This window comes from Mesorhizobium sp. BR1-1-13 (assembly GCF_020165515.1).
In the GTDB taxonomy this organism is placed as follows: domain Bacteria; phylum Pseudomonadota; class Alphaproteobacteria; order Rhizobiales; family Rhizobiaceae; genus Mesorhizobium.
The window spans coordinates 90,272-110,328 of sequence record NZ_JAIUIH010000017.1 but is presented as its reverse complement, the minus strand read 5'-3'; the positions used below and the strand labels follow the sequence as shown (position 1 = coordinate 110,328).

General features: G+C 62.8%; 18 protein-coding genes. 11 read left to right on the top strand and 7 right to left on the bottom strand.

Annotation, left to right across the window (positions count from 1 at the left end):
* The first annotated feature begins 41 nt into the window (after positions 1 to 41).
* Complete coding sequence (locus LB533_RS28025; protein ID WP_140639747.1) at positions 42 to 2,120, top strand: hypothetical protein; 2,079 nt, start codon at positions 42 to 44, stop codon at positions 2,118 to 2,120.
* Positions 2,121 to 2,222: 102 nt separating this feature from the next.
* Here LB533_RS28025 and clpS read toward each other — a convergent pair whose 3' ends face one another.
* The 4 genes from clpS to LB533_RS28005 all read right to left on the bottom strand — a co-directional run bounded on the left by clpS (position 2,223) and on the right by LB533_RS28005 (position 3,742).
* The gene (clpS, locus tag LB533_RS28020) at positions 2,223 to 2,528 is read right to left on the bottom strand and encodes an ATP-dependent Clp protease adapter ClpS (RefSeq protein WP_140496053.1); all 306 of its coding nucleotides are present in this window, start codon (positions 2,526 to 2,528) and stop codon (positions 2,223 to 2,225) included.
* A 99-nt stretch (positions 2,529 to 2,627) separates the two neighbouring features.
* Positions 2,628 to 2,951, bottom strand: a complete 324-nt coding sequence (locus LB533_RS28015; protein ID WP_140639748.1) for a hypothetical protein — start codon at positions 2,949 to 2,951, stop codon at positions 2,628 to 2,630.
* Positions 2,952 to 3,164: 213 nt separating this feature from the next.
* A complete protein-coding gene (locus LB533_RS28010; protein WP_140639749.1) occupies positions 3,165 to 3,401 on the bottom strand; it encodes a hypothetical protein in 237 nt (78 codons plus the stop codon).
* A 38-nt stretch (positions 3,402 to 3,439) separates the two neighbouring features.
* Entirely contained in the window at positions 3,440 to 3,742 is a 303-nt protein-coding gene (locus LB533_RS28005) for a hypothetical protein (protein ID WP_140549836.1), read from the bottom strand.
* 282 nt (positions 3,743 to 4,024) lie between these two features.
* Between LB533_RS28005 and LB533_RS28000 the strand changes: the two genes are divergently transcribed.
* Both LB533_RS28000 and LB533_RS27995 read left to right on the top strand, forming a co-directional pair.
* Positions 4,025 to 4,741, top strand: coding sequence for a response regulator (locus LB533_RS28000; RefSeq protein ID WP_140639750.1), 717 nt, complete (start codon positions 4,025 to 4,027; stop codon positions 4,739 to 4,741).
* Positions 4,738 to 6,147, top strand: coding sequence for an ATP-binding protein (locus tag LB533_RS27995; RefSeq protein ID WP_140639751.1), 1,410 nt, complete (start codon positions 4,738 to 4,740; stop codon positions 6,145 to 6,147). The genes LB533_RS28000 and LB533_RS27995 overlap by 4 nt, the downstream gene beginning before the upstream one ends.
* A 15-nt stretch (positions 6,148 to 6,162) precedes the next feature.
* On the opposite strand, the gene choV is transcribed toward LB533_RS27995, so the two are convergent.
* From choV to LB533_RS27980, 3 genes are all read right to left on the bottom strand, one after another.
* Complete coding sequence (choV, locus tag LB533_RS27990) at positions 6,163 to 7,344, bottom strand: choline ABC transporter ATP-binding protein (RefSeq protein WP_140516936.1); 1,182 nt, start codon at positions 7,342 to 7,344, stop codon at positions 6,163 to 6,165.
* Complete coding sequence (choW, locus tag LB533_RS27985; protein WP_140639752.1) at positions 7,341 to 8,195, bottom strand: choline ABC transporter permease subunit; 855 nt, start codon at positions 8,193 to 8,195, stop codon at positions 7,341 to 7,343. The genes choV and choW overlap by 4 nt, the downstream gene beginning before the upstream one ends.
* A 147-nt stretch (positions 8,196 to 8,342) precedes the next feature.
* Positions 8,343 to 9,278 carry a choline ABC transporter substrate-binding protein gene (locus LB533_RS27980; protein ID WP_140639753.1) on the bottom strand — a complete coding sequence of 312 codons (936 nt, stop codon included), beginning with the start codon at positions 9,276 to 9,278 and terminating at the stop codon, positions 8,343 to 8,345.
* A 241-nt stretch (positions 9,279 to 9,519) separates the two neighbouring features.
* On the opposite strand from LB533_RS27980, the gene LB533_RS27975 reads away from it, so the two are divergent.
* The 8 genes from LB533_RS27975 to LB533_RS27940 all read left to right on the top strand — a co-directional run bounded on the left by LB533_RS27975 (position 9,520) and on the right by LB533_RS27940 (position 20,016).
* The gene (locus tag LB533_RS27975; RefSeq protein ID WP_140639754.1) at positions 9,520 to 10,131 is read left to right on the top strand and encodes a thymidine kinase; all 612 of its coding nucleotides are present in this window, start codon (positions 9,520 to 9,522) and stop codon (positions 10,129 to 10,131) included.
* Between the two features lie 137 nt (positions 10,132 to 10,268).
* Positions 10,269 to 10,658 (top strand): c-type cytochrome, encoded by a 390-nt coding sequence (locus LB533_RS27970; RefSeq protein WP_140639755.1) that lies wholly within the window; start codon positions 10,269 to 10,271, stop codon positions 10,656 to 10,658.
* Positions 10,659 to 10,983: 325 nt separating this feature from the next.
* On the top strand, positions 10,984 to 12,072 hold the full coding sequence (locus LB533_RS27965) for a hypothetical protein (RefSeq protein ID WP_140639756.1): 1,089 nt from the start codon (positions 10,984 to 10,986) through the stop codon (positions 12,070 to 12,072).
* 40 nt (positions 12,073 to 12,112) lie between these two features.
* Positions 12,113 to 13,258: a hypothetical protein gene (locus tag LB533_RS27960; protein WP_140639757.1), complete on the top strand. Its 1,146-nt coding sequence runs from the start codon at positions 12,113 to 12,115 to the stop codon at positions 13,256 to 13,258.
* Positions 13,259 to 13,282: 24 nt separating this feature from the next.
* Positions 13,283 to 15,193, top strand: coding sequence for an AAA family ATPase (locus LB533_RS27955; protein ID WP_140639758.1), 1,911 nt, complete (start codon positions 13,283 to 13,285; stop codon positions 15,191 to 15,193).
* A gap of 222 nt (positions 15,194 to 15,415) precedes the next feature.
* Positions 15,416 to 16,714, top strand: a complete 1,299-nt coding sequence (locus tag LB533_RS27950; RefSeq protein WP_140639759.1) for a DUF6638 family protein — start codon at positions 15,416 to 15,418, stop codon at positions 16,712 to 16,714.
* Positions 16,715 to 16,819: 105 nt separating this feature from the next.
* The gene (locus LB533_RS27945) at positions 16,820 to 17,944 is read left to right on the top strand and encodes a DUF2333 family protein (protein WP_140639760.1); all 1,125 of its coding nucleotides are present in this window, start codon (positions 16,820 to 16,822) and stop codon (positions 17,942 to 17,944) included.
* 392 nt (positions 17,945 to 18,336) lie between these two features.
* Positions 18,337 to 20,016, top strand: coding sequence for a formate--tetrahydrofolate ligase (locus tag LB533_RS27940; protein WP_140639761.1), 1,680 nt, complete (start codon positions 18,337 to 18,339; stop codon positions 20,014 to 20,016).
* Positions 20,017 to 20,057: the final 41 nt, after the last annotated feature.

Here is a 20,057-nt window from a genome sequence, read left to right as displayed (position 1 = left end):
CCCCGCGGATCTGCCCTCCCCTGCAAAGCGGAGGGTAAGACGTGAACTGGTCTATCTCCTTCGAACCGCTGATCTCCTGGCCGCTTTTGGCCCTGGTGCTGGTGCCGCTGGCCCTGCTCGCGGCCGTCGGCCTGTGGTTTCGCCAGCGCGGCGCGGTTCTGCGCCTCGTCGCCTTGCTGGCGCTCGCCGCCGCTCTCTTCAATCCGGTGTTCCTCAACGAGGAGCGCGAGCCGCAGCAAAGCGTGGTCGCCCTGATCGTCGACCGCAGCCAGAGCCAGGACATCGGTGAACGGACCAAACAGACCGACGAGGCGCTGGCCGGGCTTGAGCAGCGCCTCGGCCGCTTCAAGCAGTTTGACGTCCGTGTCGTCGAGGCCGGCAAGTCGGAAGCCGCCGAGGAACGCACGGAAACGCGGCTGTTCGGCGCGCTCGAAAACGCCTTCCGCGATGTGCCGCCCTCGCGCATCGGCGGCGCCGTCATGATCACCGATGGCGAAGTGCATGACGCACCCGCCGGCGCGCCTGATTTCAATGCCCCGCTGCACGCCTTGATCACCGGCAACGACCACGAGAAGGATCGCCGCATACGTTTCGAGAACGCGCCGCGCTTCGCCCTCGTCGGCAAGCCGCTCGATATGACCTATCGCGTCATTTCAACCAGCAACGAGACCGGGCCGGTCGATGTGCGCGTTTCGGTCAATGGCGAGCAGATCGCGGTCGAGCATGCCACCGTCGGCCAGGCCATGCCGCTGCAGGTGACCATTCCCAGCGCCGGGCGCAACATCATCGAACTCGCCATCGATCGCGAGCCCGGCGAGCTCACCGACACCAACAACCGCGCCATCGCGCTGGTAGACGGCATTCGCGAGAACCTGCGCGTGCTGCTCGTCTCCGGCGAACCGCATGCGGGCGAGCGCACCTGGCGCAATCTGTTGAAATCCGACGCCTCGGTCGATCTCGTCCATTTCACCATCCTGCGGCCGCCGGAAAAGCAGGACGGCACGCCGATCAACGAATTGTCGCTGATCGCCTTCCCGACGCGGGAACTGTTCGTCGAGAAGATCAAGGATTTCGACCTGATCATCTTCGACCGCTACCAGCACCGCGACGTGCTGCCGATCCTCTACTACGACTACATCTCCGAATATGTCGAAAAGGGCGGCGCGCTGCTGATTGCGGCCGGACCCGAATATGCCGGTGAAAGCTCGATCGCGCGCACGCCGCTGATGTCGGCGCTGCCGGCGATGCCGACCGGCGAGGTCGTCGACAAGGCGTTCTATCCACGCCTCACCGACATCGGCCAGCGCCATCCGGTGACGCGCGGTCTCGACGGTTCTGCCAGCGAGCCGCCGCACTGGAGCCGCTGGTTCCGCACCATCGGCGTGCAGAATCCCGAAGGCGAGGTGGTGATGAAGGGAGCCGACAACCGGCCGCTGCTCCTGCTCGACCGCAAGGGAGAAGGCCGCGTCGGCATGCTTCTGTCCGACCAGGGCTGGCTGTGGGCGCGCGGCTTCGAAGGCGGCGGCCCGCATGTCCAGCTCTACCGCCGTATCGCCCACTGGCTGATGAAGGAGCCAGAGCTCGAGGAGGAACGGCTGACCGCCGACGGGCGCGGCATGGTGCTGGAGATCCGTCGCCAGACCATGGCCGACGACCCCGGCCCGGCCCAGATCATCACGCCCTCCGGCAAGACCATCACCGTCAAGCTCGAAAAATCCGAACCCGGTGTCTTCCTGGGTAGCGCCCAGACTTCCGAGATCGGCCTTTACCAGGTCGGCAATGGCGACCTTACCGCGCTCGCCCATGTCGGGCCGGTTAACGCACCCGAATTCGCCGACGTCGTTTCCACGCAGGACCGGCTGAAGGCTCCCGCCGAAGCCACCGGCGGCAGCGTTCGCAGGCTTGCGGGATCGCCCCTTGGAGGCGGCGACGTGACCTTGCCCTCGATCGTCCCCGTACGGTCCTCGGGAGAAGCGTCCGGCGCCGACTGGATCGGCCTGCGCACCACCGACGACAGCGTGCTCAAGGCGGTCTCGCGCGTGCCGCTGTTCGGCGGCTTCCTCGGTCTCGGCCTGCTGCTGCTGGCGATGGGTTCGATGTGGTACCGCGAAGGGCGGTAGCTTCCTTCTCCCCGTATAGTGACGGGGAAAAGACGCTGTCGCGGATGGTTTCGCCAATTATCGGCGTTGCGAAGGGAGCCAAGGCTATGAAGGAGCCCTGCTCTACTCCTCAGGCTCCGTTGTGAACATCAGCGGATAGCCCTTGGCCTTGCCGGCGTCGGTGGCCCGTGTCGCCTTGGTCTCCGCGACGTCCTTGGTGAAGACGGCGACGACGCAGACGCCGCGCCGATGCGCCGTGATCATCACCCGATGCGCCTGGTCTTCGCTGAGCTTGAACTCGCCCTTCAGCACCGTCACCACGAATTCACGCGGCGTGAAATCGTCGTTGAGCAGGATGACCTTGTAAAGCTTCGGCCGCTCTGTCTTGGGCAGGGTCTGCGTACGGGGTTTTGTCGTGATTTCAGGCATGGGAGCCGACAATTGCGCGAGCCTCGGTTTCGCCCTTATTTCGCACGGGCGAAAGCGAGCGTCCAATCACAGAGCTATGTGGGAAGTGTCGGCCGCAGTTCAACGGCCCTGGCGGCCGAGGCCGCGCCGGGAAGGCGGCAGGTTCCCGGCCGCATCCGACCGGCGTTCCATCCAGGACGCGACCGGCCAGGCAACGACGCAGATCAGCGTCACGCTGGCAAGGGCAATGAGCAGCCAGGTCTGCGCGGGCGTGATGTAATCCCAGTCGGTGGAAATGACGGGCGCGAACAGCGACGGCTCGGTACGGCCGCTGGCAGGATCCGGCACGGGGCTGGCGGTGAACAGGATCAGCAGCCGGGCGGCGCCGGTGGCAACCAGGCCACCAAGCACGATCGAGCGCAGAATGGACGAAAGCCGCTTCATGCGGATTTCCTACAGGGCCGGCCTTGCAATCGGGTTAAGGGTCGGTCGAGGCGAAAGCCGCCGGCACCGGCTTCGGGTACATCGTTGGGGTCTGTCCGTCCGCTTCACGCCGATACGCGGCCTTCCGCTTTGTCGGACAGGAAGAAGGCCGCTCCAGCCAAAACGCAACTGGAGCGGCCTTGTCACAAGGCAGGCAGTGGTGCCCGACCTGGATTAAGCCTTCGGAGCGACCTTCTTGTCGGTCTTCTTGACAGTCTTCTTGGCGGCCTTCTTGTGCTTCTTGGCAGCGACCTTCTTCACCGGAGGCTTGGCGGTCGTGGTCGCCGGAGCGGTGGTCGTCGAGGAAGCAGCCGGAGCGGCGGTCGTGGTGGCAGCGGCGTTGCCGAGAGCCGGCATGGCGAAGGCGAGAGCAACGGCGAGACCGGTGGCGGAGAGGATGGACTTTTTCATGGCTTCATTTCCTTTTCATGCGGGTCGGGTTTCGAGTGTCACTGAACCGGGTCGTTCGGTGTCACCCCCAGCAGCTTCAGAGCGTTGGCGAGCATCCGGATGCCCTGTGCCTGTTTCTTGGCGGCGCAGTACCGGTTGCCCTTTCTCTGAAGTGCCTTTGCCGCGGTGACCTGCGTTGCCGTGGCATGGGTTTCGAGGGCTTCGTCGAATTGGTGGCTGAGATTGGCACACCGCTCGGTCCGGGTGGTGAGCGTCACTTTTGCATCCGATTGTCCAGCAGCGGCTGTGACGAGCGAAATGCCCATCAACGCACCCAGCAAACTGATCGACAACCTTGGCATCGGTTAATCCGTGAACCCGGAGACTTGCGTCGCGGCCAAATGACATGACCGCCACGGCACCGTTATGCCGGCCTAGTTTTTCAGGAGTTTTTCCCGATTATAGAATTTTGTTTCTGGATTGTGTCTGTGCGCCCCGGGCGGGAAGGCCTCCAGGGCATTCGGTGTGGAGATTGCCAGATTTACCTTGCCTTGAAATCCAAGGCACTGGCCAACATATGGCCCGAATTCTATCGTGTGGGTGGCCGCCTGCCGGCTTGGCAGGTCAACGAAGACAGGATCCCCGTGAAATCCGACGCACACATACTGATCGTCGACGACGACAAGGGCATTCGCGACCTGCTGCAGGAGTTCTTCCAGAAGCGCGGCCTGCACACATCGGTTGCCGCCGACGGCACCGAGATGGAAACGATCCTGCGCCGTGCACAGGTCGATCTCATCGTGCTCGACGTCATGCTGCCCGGCAGGAGCGGGCTGGAACTGTGCCGTGACATCCGGGCCCAGTATTCGACGCCGATCATCATGTTGACCGCCGTGACCGAGACGACAGACCGCGTGGTTGGCCTCGAGATGGGCGCCGACGACTATGTGCCCAAACCTTTCGACCCCCGCGAATTGCTGGCCCGCATACGCGCCGTGCTGCGGCGCAACGGCGCCTCCGAGCCCAAGCGCGCCACATCGAAGCAGATCTATCGCTTCGCCGGCTGGACGATGGATTGTTCGCGGCGCCGGCTGACCGCGCCCGACGACGTCAGGGTCGAACTGACCATGGCGGAGTTCAACCTGTTGCAGACCTTCGTCAAGAGCGCACAGCGCGTGCTGACCCGCGACCAACTCATCGAACTCTCCGGCGGTGATAGCGATTATTCCTTCGACCGCAGCATCGACATCCTGGTCAGCCGGCTGCGGCGCAAGATGGAAGATGACCCCAAGACGCCCAAGCTGATCCTGACGGTGCGCAGCGGCGGCTATCAGTTCCTCCCCGAAACGACTTCCGAATGAGACGTTTCCTGCCGCAGACCCTGCCTGTGTGGGTGCTGCTGATCGTCATTGCCGGCCTGTTGATCAGTCAGGTCGCGACGCTCTACATCGTGTCGCGCGACCGCGCGGCCGCCAATGACGTGGTCGATCTCTACCGCCTCAACGACCGCGCCTATTCGCTGGTGCAGCTGATGCATGCCGCCACGCCCGAGGAACGCAAGGCGACCGCATCCGGCCTGTTCAACGCTACCTATGCTCTCACGGTTTCAGACACCCCCGCGGTCACCTCGTCGATCGCCGGCGACGATGAACTCGCCGAGCTGGAAGACATTCTCGTTGGACGGCTGTCGAAGTTCGGCGTCACCGACGCGCGCGTCCGGCGCGATCCGGCGACGCAGGAATCCGACAGCCCCGGCGGCGAGGTCATGAACAGGGACGTCGGCCAGGTGGAACGCGACCTCCTGGTGCTGGCGGCGAACTTCGCCCAGAGCGACAAGCTGACCGCCTCGCTGCGCTTCGCCGACGGCCAATGGCTGAACTTCACCGAGCCGATCACGCCGGTCGGCCCGATCCTGAGCTTCGACAGCCTGCCGCTCTATTCGCTGATAGCGGGGCTGGTGGTGATCATGTCGATCTGGTCGCTGCGCCGGCTGACCGCGCCCTACCGGATGATGGAAACCGCCGTGAACCGGATCGGCAATGACCTCAAGAGCCCGCCGATCGCCGAAAGCGGCAGCCGCGAGGTGCGCGCTGCCGCCAAGGCGATCAACGCCATGCAGGCGAGACTGCGTGAATATGTCGAGGACCGTGAGCACCTGGCCGCAGCGCTGGCGCACGACCTGCGCACGCCGATGACCAGAATGCGGCTGCGCCTGGAGCTGTTGCGCAAATCCGCGGTTCGCGAGGCATTGGCGCACGATCTCGCCGATGTCGAGAGCATCGCCAGCTCGGTTATCGACTTCGCCACTTTCGAGGTGAACGAAGAAAAGAGCGAGCGCATCGACTTCTGGTCGCTGGTGGAATCGATCGCCGACGGCTACGCCGAGGTCTCCTTCGACAATGATGATACGCGCTCGCGCGGCCTGATCTGCATGGCGCGGCCGGTCGCGCTCAAGCGCTGCGTCACCAATCTTGTGCAAAATGCCGTCACCTACGGCAAGAAGGCGCATCTCGGCCTGTACCGGTCGGGCGACATGATCACGCTGGCCATACGTGATGAGGGGCCGGGCATTCCGCAAGCCCAGATCGACGCCGTGTTCGGATCTTTCGTGCGCCTGGAACAGTCCCGCAACCGCCAGACCGGCGGCCTTGGCCTCGGCCTCACCATCGCTCGCAACATCGCGCGCGCCGCCGGCGGCGAGATCCGCCTGTCCAACCATCCGGACGGCGGCCTGCTGACGGAGCTACGCCTGCCGCTGGCGACTTGAGACGCGACTGAGGGATTACCGCCGCAGCACCGCGCTCAGCACGTCCCTGATGCCGATCGCGCCGACGAAGCGCGACTGGTCATCGAACAGCGCCACGGGCGCGGTCTGCGACCGGTGCATGGCGAGCATCACCGTCTTCAGCGACGTTCCGGGATTGGCCCAGAACACCTGAGCCGCTTCCTCGGACTGGCCTTCGACGTCGGCGCACGACACCCATACCGCCGGCTTGCCGTCACGTTCAGCCGCCGCCACGAGGCCATGATCGTCGATCTTGAAGCGCGTCGTCTTGCGCCGGTCGAGCCACACCCAGCCGTCCTTGCCTTGTTCGAGGTCGCGGCGGTCGCGCATCACGTTCCAGGCGGTGAGCACCGACAGCGGATTCACATTGGCGATAAAGTCGCGGACATAATCGTTGGCGGGCTTGAGCACGATGTCCTCCGCCGCACCAGTCTGCACGATGCGTCCGCCCTCCATGATTGTGATGTGGCTGCCGATCTTCAGCGCTTCCTCGAGGTCGTGGCTGACGAAGATGATGGTCTTCTTCAGTTCGGCCTGCAGCTGAAGCAATTCGTCTTGCAGCTTGGTGCGGATCAGCGGATCGAGCGCGGAGAACGGCTCGTCCATCAAAAGGATCGGCGCCTCGGTGGCGAAGGCGCGCGCCAGCCCGACGCGCTGCTGCATGCCACCCGAAAGCTCATGCGCGTATTTCTTCGACCACTGCTCGAGATTGACCAGCTTGAGCTGCCTGTGCACGCGCTCCTTGCGCTCGGCGTCCGGCACGCCGGCAAGTTCGAGGCCAAGCCCGACATTCTCTTCCACCGTCCGCCACGGCAGCAGGCCGAACTGCTGGAACACCATGGCAACCTGCTTCTGCCGCAGGCGCCGCAAGGTGGCCTCGTCGCAGGTGACGACATCGACGGTGCGGTCGCCATCCTTGACCAGAACCTGGCCGCGCGAGACGACGTTCAGGCGATTGACCGCTCTCAGCAGTGTCGACTTGCCCGAGCCGGACAGACCCATGAGGACGGAAATCTCGCCCTCATGCACGGTGAGGCTGGCGCCGGCGCAGCCGAGCACATTGCCGGTCTGCTCGAGGATCTCGGCGCGCGTCGCACCCTTGTCGATCAGCGCCAGCGAACCCGCCTGGTCGGCGCCGAAGACGATATCGACGTTCCTGAAATCGACGGCGACGGTCATTTCTTGCCTCCAACGCCAATGCGGGTCATGCGGTCGAGCACGATGGCGAGCACGACGATGGCGAGCCCGGCCTCGAGGCCGAGATCGATGCGGCGCGAACCGAGCGCGCGGTTGATCTCGGTGCCGAGCCCGCCGGCGCCGATCAGTGCTGCGAACACCACCATTGACAGCGACAGCATGATCGACTGGGTCAGGCCCGCCATGATGGTGGGCAGCGCCGAGGGCAGTTCAACCTTCCACAGCAGCTGGCTCCTGGTGGCGCCGAAGGCCTCGCCGGCTTCGATGATCGATTTGGGCACCGAGACGACGCCGAGATGCGTGAGCCGGACCGCGGTCGGGATGACGAAGATGATGGTGACGATAAGGCCGGGCGCGTTGCCGAGGCCGAACAGCGTCAGCACCGGGATCAGATAGACGAACGTCGGCAGCGTCTGCATCAGGTCGAGCACCGGCAGCATGAAGCGATAGACCTTCGGCTTGTGCGCCGCCCAGATGCCGAGCGGCACGCCGATGGCCATCGCCATGGCGGCGGCGGCCACAACCAGCACCAGCGTCTGCACCGTCTGCTTCCACAGGTTCTGGTTGATGATGAAGATCAGGCCGAGGAAAACGCCGATGGCGAGCGGGCGCGAACGCTGCAGCAGCCAGGCGATGATGGCGATGATGAGTGCCAGCAGCACCGGCGGCACCATCAGCAGGAGGTCGACCAGGCCGTCGAGGATGAAATTCAGGCCGTTGGAGAAGGCCCTGAACACGGTGTCGAAATTGTCGGTGAGGAATCCGAAGAACGCCTTGCCCCACGGCCCGATGGGAATCTTGTAGCTGACCAGGAATTTGGAAATCGGATCCATCTTGCCCCCTCTCCTACCGGCATTCCCCTGGCGCGGCGCCCGCTGTCGTCACGTCATCTTCTCACAGCATATGAAAAAGGGCAGCCTTTTCCAGTGGCTGCCCTCGTTCCGCTCATGCCGAAATCAGTCGGCTCAGCTTCCCAGCGCTCAGCTTCCCAGCGCGGTCTTGATAGCCGCCGCCGCATCGCCGCCGTCGAAGGTGGTCACGCCGGCGATCCAAGGCGTCACGGCGTCCGGATTTTTCTTCAACCAGTCGGTCGCGACAGTCTGGGCGTCGCCGCCCTTGAGGATGGCGTCCATCAACTGGCCTTCCATATCCAGGTTGAACTTGAGGTTGGCGATCAACTTGCCGGCGTTCGGGCACTCGGTTGTATAGCCCTTGCGCACATTGGTGTAGACGGTGGCGGCGCCGAAGCCGCTGTCGCCCATGCCGTCGAGATAGGTGATCTTCATGGCCCCCATCACCGGATGCGGCGTCCAGCCGAGGAAGGCGATCCATTCATTGTTCTTCATCGACTGCTCGGCCTGCGTCAGCATGCCGGCCTCCGAGGATTCGACCAGCTCGAAGCCTTCCAGATTGTCCTTAGGGTTCTTGATCATGTCGAGGATGATGCGATTGCCGTCATTGCCGGCCTCGATGCCGTAGATCTTGCCGTTGAACTTGTCCTTGAACTTGCCGAGATCGGTCAATGTCTTGACGCCGGCATCCGCCACATAGGTAGGCACGACGATGCCGTAACCGGCACCGGTCAGGTTCGTGCTGATGGTCTCGATCGAACCGTCGGCGGTGTAGTCCTTGATGTCGTTGGTCATCGACGGCATCCAGTTGCCGAGGAAGACGTCCAGGTCCTTGTTCTTCAACGACGCCATCGTCACCGGCACCGACAGCTGGATCACCTGTGGCTCGTAGCCGAGCGCCGTGAGCAGCACCGAGGCTATGCCGGTCGTCGCCTGGATATCGGTCCAGCCGACATCGGAAAGGCGCACCGTCTTGCAGCTTGCCGGATCCCCGGCGAAGGCGGCGCTCGTCGACAAGAAAGCCGCAAGGCCGAGGCCTGCGACGAAGGAATTCATACGCGACATCTGTATTCTCCCATTTCGATTCTTTGGCGAAGCGAAGTCACGGTTTTTACGCCCGCCTTGTTCGTCAGCCAAACACCATTCTCGTGCGGTTTCAAGCATTAAGGCAATCACGATCAACGGCGCGGGCTGGCCGATCAGCGACACGTCTGCCGCTTTTTTTTCCATGCAAGCCGGCTTTTTTGGTGGAAGGCCTTCCATGGCCCCTCCCCGCGCCGGGACAAGTGGGCTTAAAAAGGGCGCCATGGCCAAACTGTATTTCCACTATGCGACGATGAATGCGGGCAAGACGACGATGCTCTTGCAGGCTTCGTACAATTACCAAGAGCGCGGCATGACGACGATGCTGTTCGTCGCCGGCCACTACCGCAAGGGCGACACCGGCTTGATTTCGTCACGCATCGGACTGGAAACGGAAGCCGAGATGTTTCGTGACGGCGACGACCTGTTCGCCCGCGTCGCCGAACATCATCAGCACGGTGCCGTGCATTGCGTCTTCGTCGACGAGGCGCAGTTCCTCGAGGAGGAGCAGGTCTGGCAGCTCGCCCGGATCGCCGACCGGCTCGACATTCCGGTCATGTGCTATGGCCTGCGCACGGATTTCCAGGGCAAGCTGTTTTCCGGCTCGCGCGCGTTGCTGGCCATAGCCGATGAGCTGCGCGAAGTGCGCACCATCTGCCGCTGCGGTCGTAAGGCGACGATGGTGGTGCGCCTCGGCCCTGACGGCAAGGTCGCAAGGCAAGGCGAGCAGGTGGCGATCGGCAAGGACGTCTATGTCTCGCTCTGCCGCCGCCACTGGGAAGAAGAAATGGGCCGCGCCGCCCCCGACGATTTCATCGGCTTTGTCGCGCCTTGACCGGGCTGTGGCATCACGGCCGCCGTTCTTGCCGCCATGGTGCAGTCCTCAGCGATCCGCCACGATGCAGCGTTTGTTAAGGCCTCGGCCCTATTTTGCGTCCTCTCGGTCCAGCCAGGAACTCGTCGGGGATAGCCATGTTTCGAGCCGCTTCGTCTGCCGCAGCCTTTCTGCTTGCCGGCGTCCTTGCCGCCCATGCCGGCGGCGATCCGGTACTGGGCAAGAGGGTCTTCAACCGATGCATGGCCTGCCATGAAGCAGCGAGCGACCGCGACAAGGTCGGCCCGCATCTGATGGGTGTCGTCGGCCGCGCCGCCGGCAGTGCCGAGAGCTTCCTCGGCCATTACTCCGAAGCGATGAAGAGTGCAGGCGCCGCTGGTCTCGTCTGGGACGAGGCCAACCTCGCCGAGTATCTGAAGGCGCCGCGGCAAAAAGTGCCCGGTAACAAGATGGCCTTCGCCGGCCTAAGCAGCGACGACGACATCGCTAATGTCATCGCTTATCTGAAGGCCGATCCCAAGCCCTGAGCCAGGATTATTCCGTCCCCGCTACGGACGCCGAGCTGCCACCGTCCTCACCGCGTTCAATGCTCTGTCGGATTTCAGGCATTCGTGGCAGCGGGGATTGAATGCCTGGCCGACATCCGCCGACGTTGAAGTTCAATGACAGTTGAACCACGCGCATTCCAAACGATCCTTTCGCCATGATCGCGGATCGATTGCGTTTCAAGGGCGCGGGCAAGGTTTTTGTTTTCGAAGCACCCCTGTCTTCACGTCTTTCAATCCCCTGAAGCCCCACATATATTCGCCGCTGTTCGCAATCAGCGACCTGATGCCGGAGCGGGAGGCCCTTATGGCGACATTGCAGAATTTCGATGCCGAAATTGCCAGAACCAAGCAGGTCGTCCAGGACATGCGCACCAAGATAGACCAGTCCGGCACCGTGCTCGACAAACTTGCCACATCAGACAAGAAGATCGGCGACGCCAATTTCGATATCGAGAACGCCCGCATCCAAGACGTGCTGAAGCAGCAGAAGGTGATGGAAGGCAACATCGCCGACCTGATCATCGGGCTGGAGGACGCCACCAACGTTTTCGGCGCCGAGTTCGAGAGCATGAAGAACTACACCGGCTGGGAAAACTTCATCGGCATCTTCTCCAGCCAACGCAAGCAGCGTCTGCGCACCGACCGCGTCCGCAACATGTCGCTGGCCGGCAACCTGCAGGAACTGCTGGCCAAGTCCGACACCATCGTCGGCATATTGAAGGCGCAGAAAGAAGTCCTCGACCAGCGCTACAAGACCTCCGAGACCAGCCTGTCGCAGGTCATCGAGCGCCGCAAGGCCACCATGTCCAACCTGGAAACCGTGCAGAAGCGCATCGAGGAGCTCAATCCGATGCTGCTCGACATCGAAAACAAGATCGCCGCCTCCACCAGCCAGAAGGAACGCACGCAACTCGAGGGCGAACGTTCCAAGCTCGCCACGGAATACAATGAGAAGCAGGCCAAGGAACAGGAATTGCTGGCCGAGAGCCAGACGCTGGAGCGCTACACCTCGATGTTCCAGACCTTCGTCGATTCGCTCAACAACCAGATCGCCGCGCAATCGACGCTGATCAACAAGCTGACCATCGACACCGAGCAGCGCATCGTCCTCTACAAGGCACTGGAAGACTCGCTGAAGACCGCCGCCCAGCAGGACGTCGCCCACAAGATCAACACGCTGGGTAGCCAGGTGGACAACACCGCCGAGGAGACCATGGCCGGCATTGGTGCCGCCTCGCAGAAGCACATTGGCGACCTGCTGGAGATGCACGAGAAGAACATGGTTGCCACCGCTGATATCCAGCGCCGCAAGAAGCTGGCCGACGACGCCTTCGCCCGCCGTTTCGACGAGGTGCTGAAGAAGCACAATTCGGCCAATTACGTGCAGCAGTGATTGTCGCACGAAAAGGTGCGGCAATCCCAGGGCAAGTAGCATGACCCCGGAAAACGACGCGGCGGTGCGGTATTTCTCGGCGATCACGGCCGCGCTCAACGGGCTGGAAGTATTCATGCGCGACGACCGTTCGCCGCTCTACCGGCACGGCATCGTTGCCAAGATCGTCGCCGAATATATCGCCCGGCTCGACAAATCCTTCTCCTGCTGGCGCAACCGGCTGGGCTTCACGGACACGTTCCGCATCTCGCGCGCCGAGAGCGGCTTCCCGGTCTTCCAGAACCTGCTCGAACTGGAAAACGACCGCCGCCAGGCGGACGCCAGGCTTGCCAACATCCCGCTGGCCGGCGAGTTGCGCGAGGAGATGGCCGACTTCATCTTGCGCCACAAGGAATTCCCCGAGGCATTGCAGAAGTCGATGGCCGAGCGGCTCTATCTCGAGGACGTCAAGAGCGAGCAGACCTTCGGCCCGTTCACGCTGGCGCAGACGGCCAAGGTTTCTGTCAATCCGAAGACGGCGCGGCCCTATTATCTCGTCCACTGGGCAACGTTCGACGGCAGCGCCAACCTGCCGCTGGTTTACATGGTGACGGTGGAGGATTCCTCGGAAAGCATGGTCCGCCAGCTTGTCGACAGAAACGGCAAGCTCAATGACAAGGTCGACATTCCATTGCCAGTCGATGGCCTGCTCAATCCCGAGCTTGCCCATCGCTTCGACGATTTCACCGAGAAGAACTCGGCCTATACGCTGTCGCCGGCAACGATCGCCGTCAATCTCGACAAGGACTTCGAGCCGCTGCACCCCAAGCAGCTGCGGCGCGTCGTGCTCGGCCCCTTCTATTCGGCCGGGATCACCGACAACAATTCTACGGTGACCGAGGTTCTGGCCAAGGTGCGCAAGCCGGAGAACGCCTGGCTGCTGACCTGGACCATCCAGGAGGTCTACTCCAAGGGCGAAAAACCCGGCCGCAGGGGGCTGTTTTCGAGCGAGAAGACGACGCAGGAGTTCTTCATCAACACCGACGACCTCGAGGCCGCGCGCCAGGGCGTGTCGAGCTATGAGAACCACGCGTTGATCCCGCACGAGGCATACCAGGCGCTCTATGCCGCGGGCGAAGCGCAGAAGATCTTTTCCGGATACAAGGTCCACATCCTGTCCAACGGACAGGTTATCTCGGACGTCTGACCGTCACACCACGGAGCAACCTTCATGGACACCGGCCTGACCACCATCCCGGAAGCGGCGATCGAGAAGCACCGCGCCACCGCGCAGAGCTTCATCACCCGCATCGTCGTACTGGAGGATCCCTCGCGCGAATCCGGAACCGCGCTCGCAGGCACCAACCGCCGCTTCGTCTCCACCGTCTCGGTCGGTTCGGTGCGCCGCACACGCGAGGTCGAGCTGGCGAAGACCGTCGGCGCCGTTCACCCCGACGACCAGTTGCTGACCATCCCGCAGCACACACTTTTGTTTCGCGCCCGGCGCGGCACGGCGCTCGCGCTCGCCATATCGGATGTTTTCGCCGAAGGCTCGGATCTCGAAAGCCTCCAGGCCAGGAACACCCGCGCTCCCCTCGAAGGCGACGAGGCCGCCACGTTCAAGAAGCTTCTGTCGGCCTCGGCTTACATTGCCGCCTTCAGCCTGTCCTCCTATCTGTTCCAGCTCATCGACAGCGACGGCGAGGCGCCCAACGACATTCCCGAGCCGGATTTCCTCTTCGACACGCCGCAGGACGCGGTGAAGTCGATCCTGGCCGGCCTCGACAAGGCGATTTCGGGCGCATCCGACGATGCCGAGCTGATGACCAGGGCGCGCGCCTTCGCCCGCGTCGCCATCGACGGGCTGCTGGCACGAAAAGGCCGCTTCGACGGCATCGGCCCGTTCGAGAACGCGCATATCCGCATCGATGCCGACGATTTCACACTCGACGGCTTCGACGTCGCGCCGGGCAAACGTTCCAAGCCGCTGGTGATGACCTTCAAGAAACCGGAAGAGGTCGTCGGCAACCACATCGCCAAGTATCAGTCGGTCAAGCTCGCCAAGATGCTGATGGCCTATGATTTCGAACGCGAGCTGAACCCGTTCGTCGAGCTCGGCGGTTTCCTGTTCACCTTCATCGGCGACGGCGCGCCCGGCACCGGCAAGACGACGCTGATCCAGATGATCGCCGGTCTGGTCAATGGTTACTGCCAGGTCGCCGGCTATCCCTTCGCCTATGAGAATTTCGGCGTCGACCAGATATCCTCCTATCAGGGCAAGTCCGGCCAGAACTGCCGCCAGTTCATCAACAATGTGTTGAACCCGCGCGTTATCGGCTTCGGCACCATCGACGACATCGACCAGGTAGCGGCGCGCCGTTCCGACGACCGCGCCTCGGCCGGCCAGCAGGAAATCACCGGCGTCCTGATGGATGCCTTCGCCGGTGCCGCCACCGTGGTGCGCGGCAACTGCTCGTTCGGCATGTTTTCCAACTATCCCGAGAATGTCGACGACGCGCTGCGCCAGCGCGCCGGCGCCCGCTGGCTGGTCGACGGGCCGCAGACGCGTGACGATTACATCGACATCTTCGTCCTGCTCGCCGGCAAGAACCACAAGATCCCGCTCGGCGACCACGAACTCTACGCCGCGCAAGAGATCCAGCGCGCCGTGGCCGAAGCTTATGAAGAACACGAGAAGCCGCAGGAGGACGGGCTGATGCGGGTCCATGAGCGCTACATGAAGGAGAACGGCGCGCCCAAGACCATGGCCGACATCGGCACCTACCTGCACCTGATCAAGCAGGCCGAGCCGCGCTTCACCGGCCGCGCCATCAAGAACGTCACCGACGCCATCAAGATGCGCGCCATGGACATCGAGCTTCCCGACGACTGGTTCGAGAAGCCAGAAGCGTTCATGCACAGGAGCTATGACGAGAAGAAAGCGATGATCGAGGAACTGCGCGGCCCGTTCTCGATGGACATGGTCATGCAGGAGATCAACCGCTACGCCGATTCCGAATTCCGCTATTCCGACAAGTCCGACGATTCCGCGGTGGAAAAGCTGCTGCGCGACGCGCGGCTGCGCGAACGGGCGGCGCGTGAGATGGAGGAGATGAAGAAGAAGGGGCTGTGGAATGCGTGATGCGCTCCGGCCTTTCCTTCTCCCCTTGTGGGAGAAGGTGTCGCCGAAGGCGACGGATGTGGGGTGTTCCAGGGAACGCCAAGGTCTCACTCCGCTGGAACACCCCTCATCCGTCTCGGCGCGATCGCGCCGATCCACCTTCTCCCACAAGGGGAGAAGGAAAGATCGTGCCCCTCATCCGCCCTTCGGGCACCTTCTCCCCGTAAATGGGGAGAAGGAATAATGGCCCGCAAGCCCGACCTTCTGCGCGACAACGAACTCATCTATGGCCGGCTGCTCGTCGTCGACGAGCCGCATCTTATCCAGCGTTACAACAAGGCGCTTGCCGCCTTCGGCCTCAAGCCCACCAAGCTGAACAGCTTCCAGATCGACCGCACCGGCTTTTCGCCCGAAGTGGCGGAGGAATGCGGCGACTACGGCTATCTCGATCCCAATGAGGTCAATCGCCGCTTCATCATCCTGACGCCGTCGCAGATCGATCTGCCGGTAGTGCACACCGCCTTCTCCAACACCTCGCAACTGATGTTCGAGTTCATGTCCAGGAACCAGCGCGCCATAGACGCGCTGACCATCAAGGACGTCATCTACGGCGAGATCGAGGATTCCATCCCCAAGGTCAACGATATCGAGGATCTGCTGTCGATCAACCAGGTCGAGTTCAAGGTGCTGTCGGCCGAGGATGTGCTAGGCAAGGCCGCCGAGCTCGGCAAGCTCGTCGATCGCCTGAAGCAGGAGCCTGACGCCTGGCGCGACAACGCCATGCTCAGCCGCATGGTGGAACTGGCCAAGGTCTGCGGCGACATCCGCGAGAACGCGCTGGTGCCCGACCAGGTAATCTTCCGCCACAACGCCTACTGGACCAGCCATTTCGGCGGGCTCTACGTGTTCGTCGACCCCGACATGACGACCGTCATCAGCGATCCGGCGGCCCCCGGTTTCCGCCGCTCGCGGCCGTGGCAGGTAAGCTATCTCTCGATCAAGGACGCCGACAAGGTGTTCAAGTTCCTCGCCGCCACCGGCCGCATCGAACTGCCGCGCGCCTCCTGGATCGAGGCCTCGGGCTATCTCGAGCACCGCGCCGAGATGGTGGTGCGCGCGCTGATCCGCGACGCCGAGCCGGATCGCAACCTGACCGACGTCGACAAGGTCTGGCTGCAGACCTGGATCCAGGGCCATGCCGACCTGATCACCAGGGACGGCAATTTCCCCTTCCTCAACGCCGCCAAGCGCGAGATTGCCCAGCTCGGCCATCTCAAGATCGAGGATGTGTTCCCGCAGCAGCGCTTCCTGGTGGTCCGCGCCAAGCCCGACCATCCCGACGCCTGGCTGACAAACCGGCTGATCTCGGATTTCGTGCCGTCGGACTTCGTCTCGCGCTACGTCTTCAACAAGCAGGGCTTCTACAAGGACTATGAGGGCTTCAGCGACGCCTGGCGATCGCATGTTGTGGACGTTCTGAAAACCACATATCTGAAGGACAAGGTGGCGTTCCGCACGCGCCTCTACGGCCTGACTGACTAGAACGAAATCGGCCGTGATTTCGTTCTAACTTCTTGTTTTGGCGCATGATGTTATCCAAAAAGTCCGCAACGTTTTGACATTATGCTTTGAGGGGGTGACACAACCATGCTCGATCCGATCGTGAACTTCTTCGTCAGGATTTTCCAATGGATCGGCCGCGGCATCGGCCTCCTGATCGGCGTCATCTTGTGGCCGTTCATGTGGGCCGGCCGCTGGTATGCGCAACGCGGTTGGATCCTCAAGGCCGTGCTCGGCCTCGCCCTGTTCGTGCTACTCGGCCTCTATGCCAATTTCTTCTACGCCACCCAGTGGTGGAACAATTTCAACCCGAGCTATCCCGACACCTACACGTTCGAGAAGCGCAACATCTCGGCGGGCGAACAGGTAGCCGCCGGTGCCGGTGCCGACACTGCCAGGACCTGCGGCAACTCCGGCATCGCCCAGATTGCCGCCGATTTGACCGACTTCAACGTCAACCAAAATGCCTGGATCTCGTCGATGATCCTCTACAAGCTCGGCCTGTTCGGCATCAGCTGGGACAACACGCCGTGGATGGACAACAAGGCCTCGTTCCAGCGCGGCATCAACCAGGCGGTGCGCCGCACCGCGACCGAACTCGCCGACAATCTCGGCCGTGTGCGCACGACATCGCAGATCGACGCCGACCTGCAGGATGCGCGCGGCAATCTGCAGTTCGACGAGTACACCTGGTATTTTGGTGTAAGCCCGTTCGGCCCGAAGACGCCGACCCCGAGCTACTATCGCGACGCCGTGCGCAAGCTGCGCTCCTTCAACGCCCGCCTCGCCACCTGCCAGGCCACCTTCGATGCCCGCGCCGACAATCTGAAGCAATATATCGACCGTATCGCCAGCGATATCGGTTCGACCTCGGCCATCCTCAAGGAACGGGCCGAAAACCATAACAATGGCTGGTTCGACTTCCGCGCCGACGACCGCTACTGGTTCGCCTATGGCCAGCTCTACGCCTATTACGGACTGATGAAGGGCGCGCAGGCCGACTTCGAGGACGTCATCAAGGAAAAGCACCTGCAGAGCCTGTGGGATACGATGGACGCGCAGTTCGTCTCGGCGCTGCGCATCCAGCCCTTCATCATCGCCAATGGCCGCGAGGACGGCTGGCTCCTGCCCACGCATCTGACGACCATGGGTTTCTATGTGCTCAGGGTGCGTTCCAACATGGTCGAAATCAGCAACGTGCTGACGCAGTAGGGCTGGTCGGCCCAATGCATGTGGCCCAAAAGTGGTCCGGCCTGGGGAGAACGGCATGCATGGAAACAAATGCCTGAAGCGCGATGCGCTTTAGGCCGGCGATGGCGGATTCGCGCCGCCTTGTCTGTCGCATTCCGTGCATTGCGCGGCTGTTTTGAGACGGCGGACGCGTCCCCGCTCTGGCTTCTATACGGCGCGGCAAGCGGAGCCAGAAAGAACCGGAGGCAGGTCGGCCCGCCGCAGAGGAATTTTCTTCATAGGAAACATAGTTGCATGAAAGTTGACGCCACGGCAGCGAGAGGGCTAGAACATGCCCTTGCCCGCGCGGCGTATCGAACATGCACCAGTGATCAACCCGTCCCCTCCACCGTCCAATCCAGAGGAAAGCCGTCATGGCAGAAGTGAAGTCCGACATCGAGATCGCCCGCGGTGCGAAGAAAAAACAGATCCAGGAGATCGGCGCCAAGATCGGCATCCCGACCGAACACCTTTTGCCCTATGGCCATGACAAGGCGAAGGTCTCCGCCGAATTCATCAAATCGGCGAAGGGCAACAAGGACGGCAAGCTGATCCTGGTCACCGCCATCAACCCGACCCCGGCCGGCGAAGGCAAGACGACCACCACAGTCGGCCTCGGCGACGGCCTGAACCGCATCGGCAAGAAAGCGATCATCTGCATCCGCGAAGCCTCGCTCGGTCCGAATTTCGGCGTCAAGGGCGGTGCGGCCGGCGGCGGCTACGCGCAGGTCGTGCCGATGGAGGACATGAATCTCCATTTCACCGGTGACTTCCATGCCATCACCACCGCGCACAACCTCCTGTCGGCGTTGATCGACAATCACATCTACTGGGGCAACGAGCTCGGCATCGACACCCGCCGCGTCGCCTGGCGTCGCGTCATGGACATGAACGACCGGGCGTTGCGCGAGATCATCTGCTCGCTCGGCGGCGTCGCCAACGGCTATCCGCGCGAGGCCGGGTTCGACATCACCGTCGCCTCGGAGGTCATGGCCATCCTGTGCCTCGCCACCGACCTGAAGGACCTGGAGAAGCGCCTGGGCGACATCATCGTCGCCTATCGCCGCGACAAGTCGCCTGTCTATGCCCGCGACCTCAAGGCCGACGGCGCCATGGCCGTGCTGCTCAAGGACGCCATGCAGCCGAATCTGGTGCAGACGCTGGAGAACAATCCGGCCTTCGTGCATGGCGGCCCGTTCGCCAACATCGCGCATGGCTGCAACTCGGTGGTCGCCACCACGACGGCGCTCAAGCTTGCCGACTACGTCGTCACGGAAGCCGGCTTCGGCGCCGACCTCGGTGCGGAAAAATTCTTCGACATCAAGTGCCGCAAGGCCGGGCTGAAGCCGGCGGCGGCGGTCATCGTCGCCACCGTACGCGCCATGAAAATGAATGGCGGCGTCAAGAAGGAAGACCTCGGCAAGGAAAACATCGAGGCGGTGAAGAAGGGCTGCGCCAATCTCGGCCGCCACATCGAGAACATCAGGCAGTTCGGCGTGCCGGCGGTAGTCGCCATCAACCACTTCTACTCCGACACGGATGGAGAAATCCAGGCGATGAAGGATTATGTCGCCTCGATGGGCGAAGAGGCGATCCTGTGCAAGCACTGGGCCAACGGCTCGGCCGGCATCGAGGATCTCGCCAAGAAAGTGGTGGCGCTGGCCGAATCCGGTGCCTCGCAGTTCGCGCCGCTCTATCCCGACGCCATGCCGCTGTTCGAGAAGATCAACACCATCGTCCAGCGCATCTATCGCGGCTCGGAAGCGATCGCCGACAAGTCGGTGCGCGACCAGTTGCACGCCTGGGAGCAGGCCGGCTACGGCCACTTGCCGGTCTGCATGGCCAAGACGCAGTATTCCTTCTCGACCGACCCGAACCTGCGCGGGGCGCCGACCGGTCACACCGTACCCGTGCGCGAGGTCAGGCTTTCGGCGGGTGCCGGCTTCGTCGTCATTATCTGCGGCGAGGTCATGACCATGCCCGGCCTGCCCAGGGCACCGTCGTCGGAAAAGATTTTCCTCAACGAAGCCGGCCAGATCGAAGGCCTGTTCTAGAAATCCTCAATTCCAAAAAGTGCAAAGGGCGCCGCAGCGAT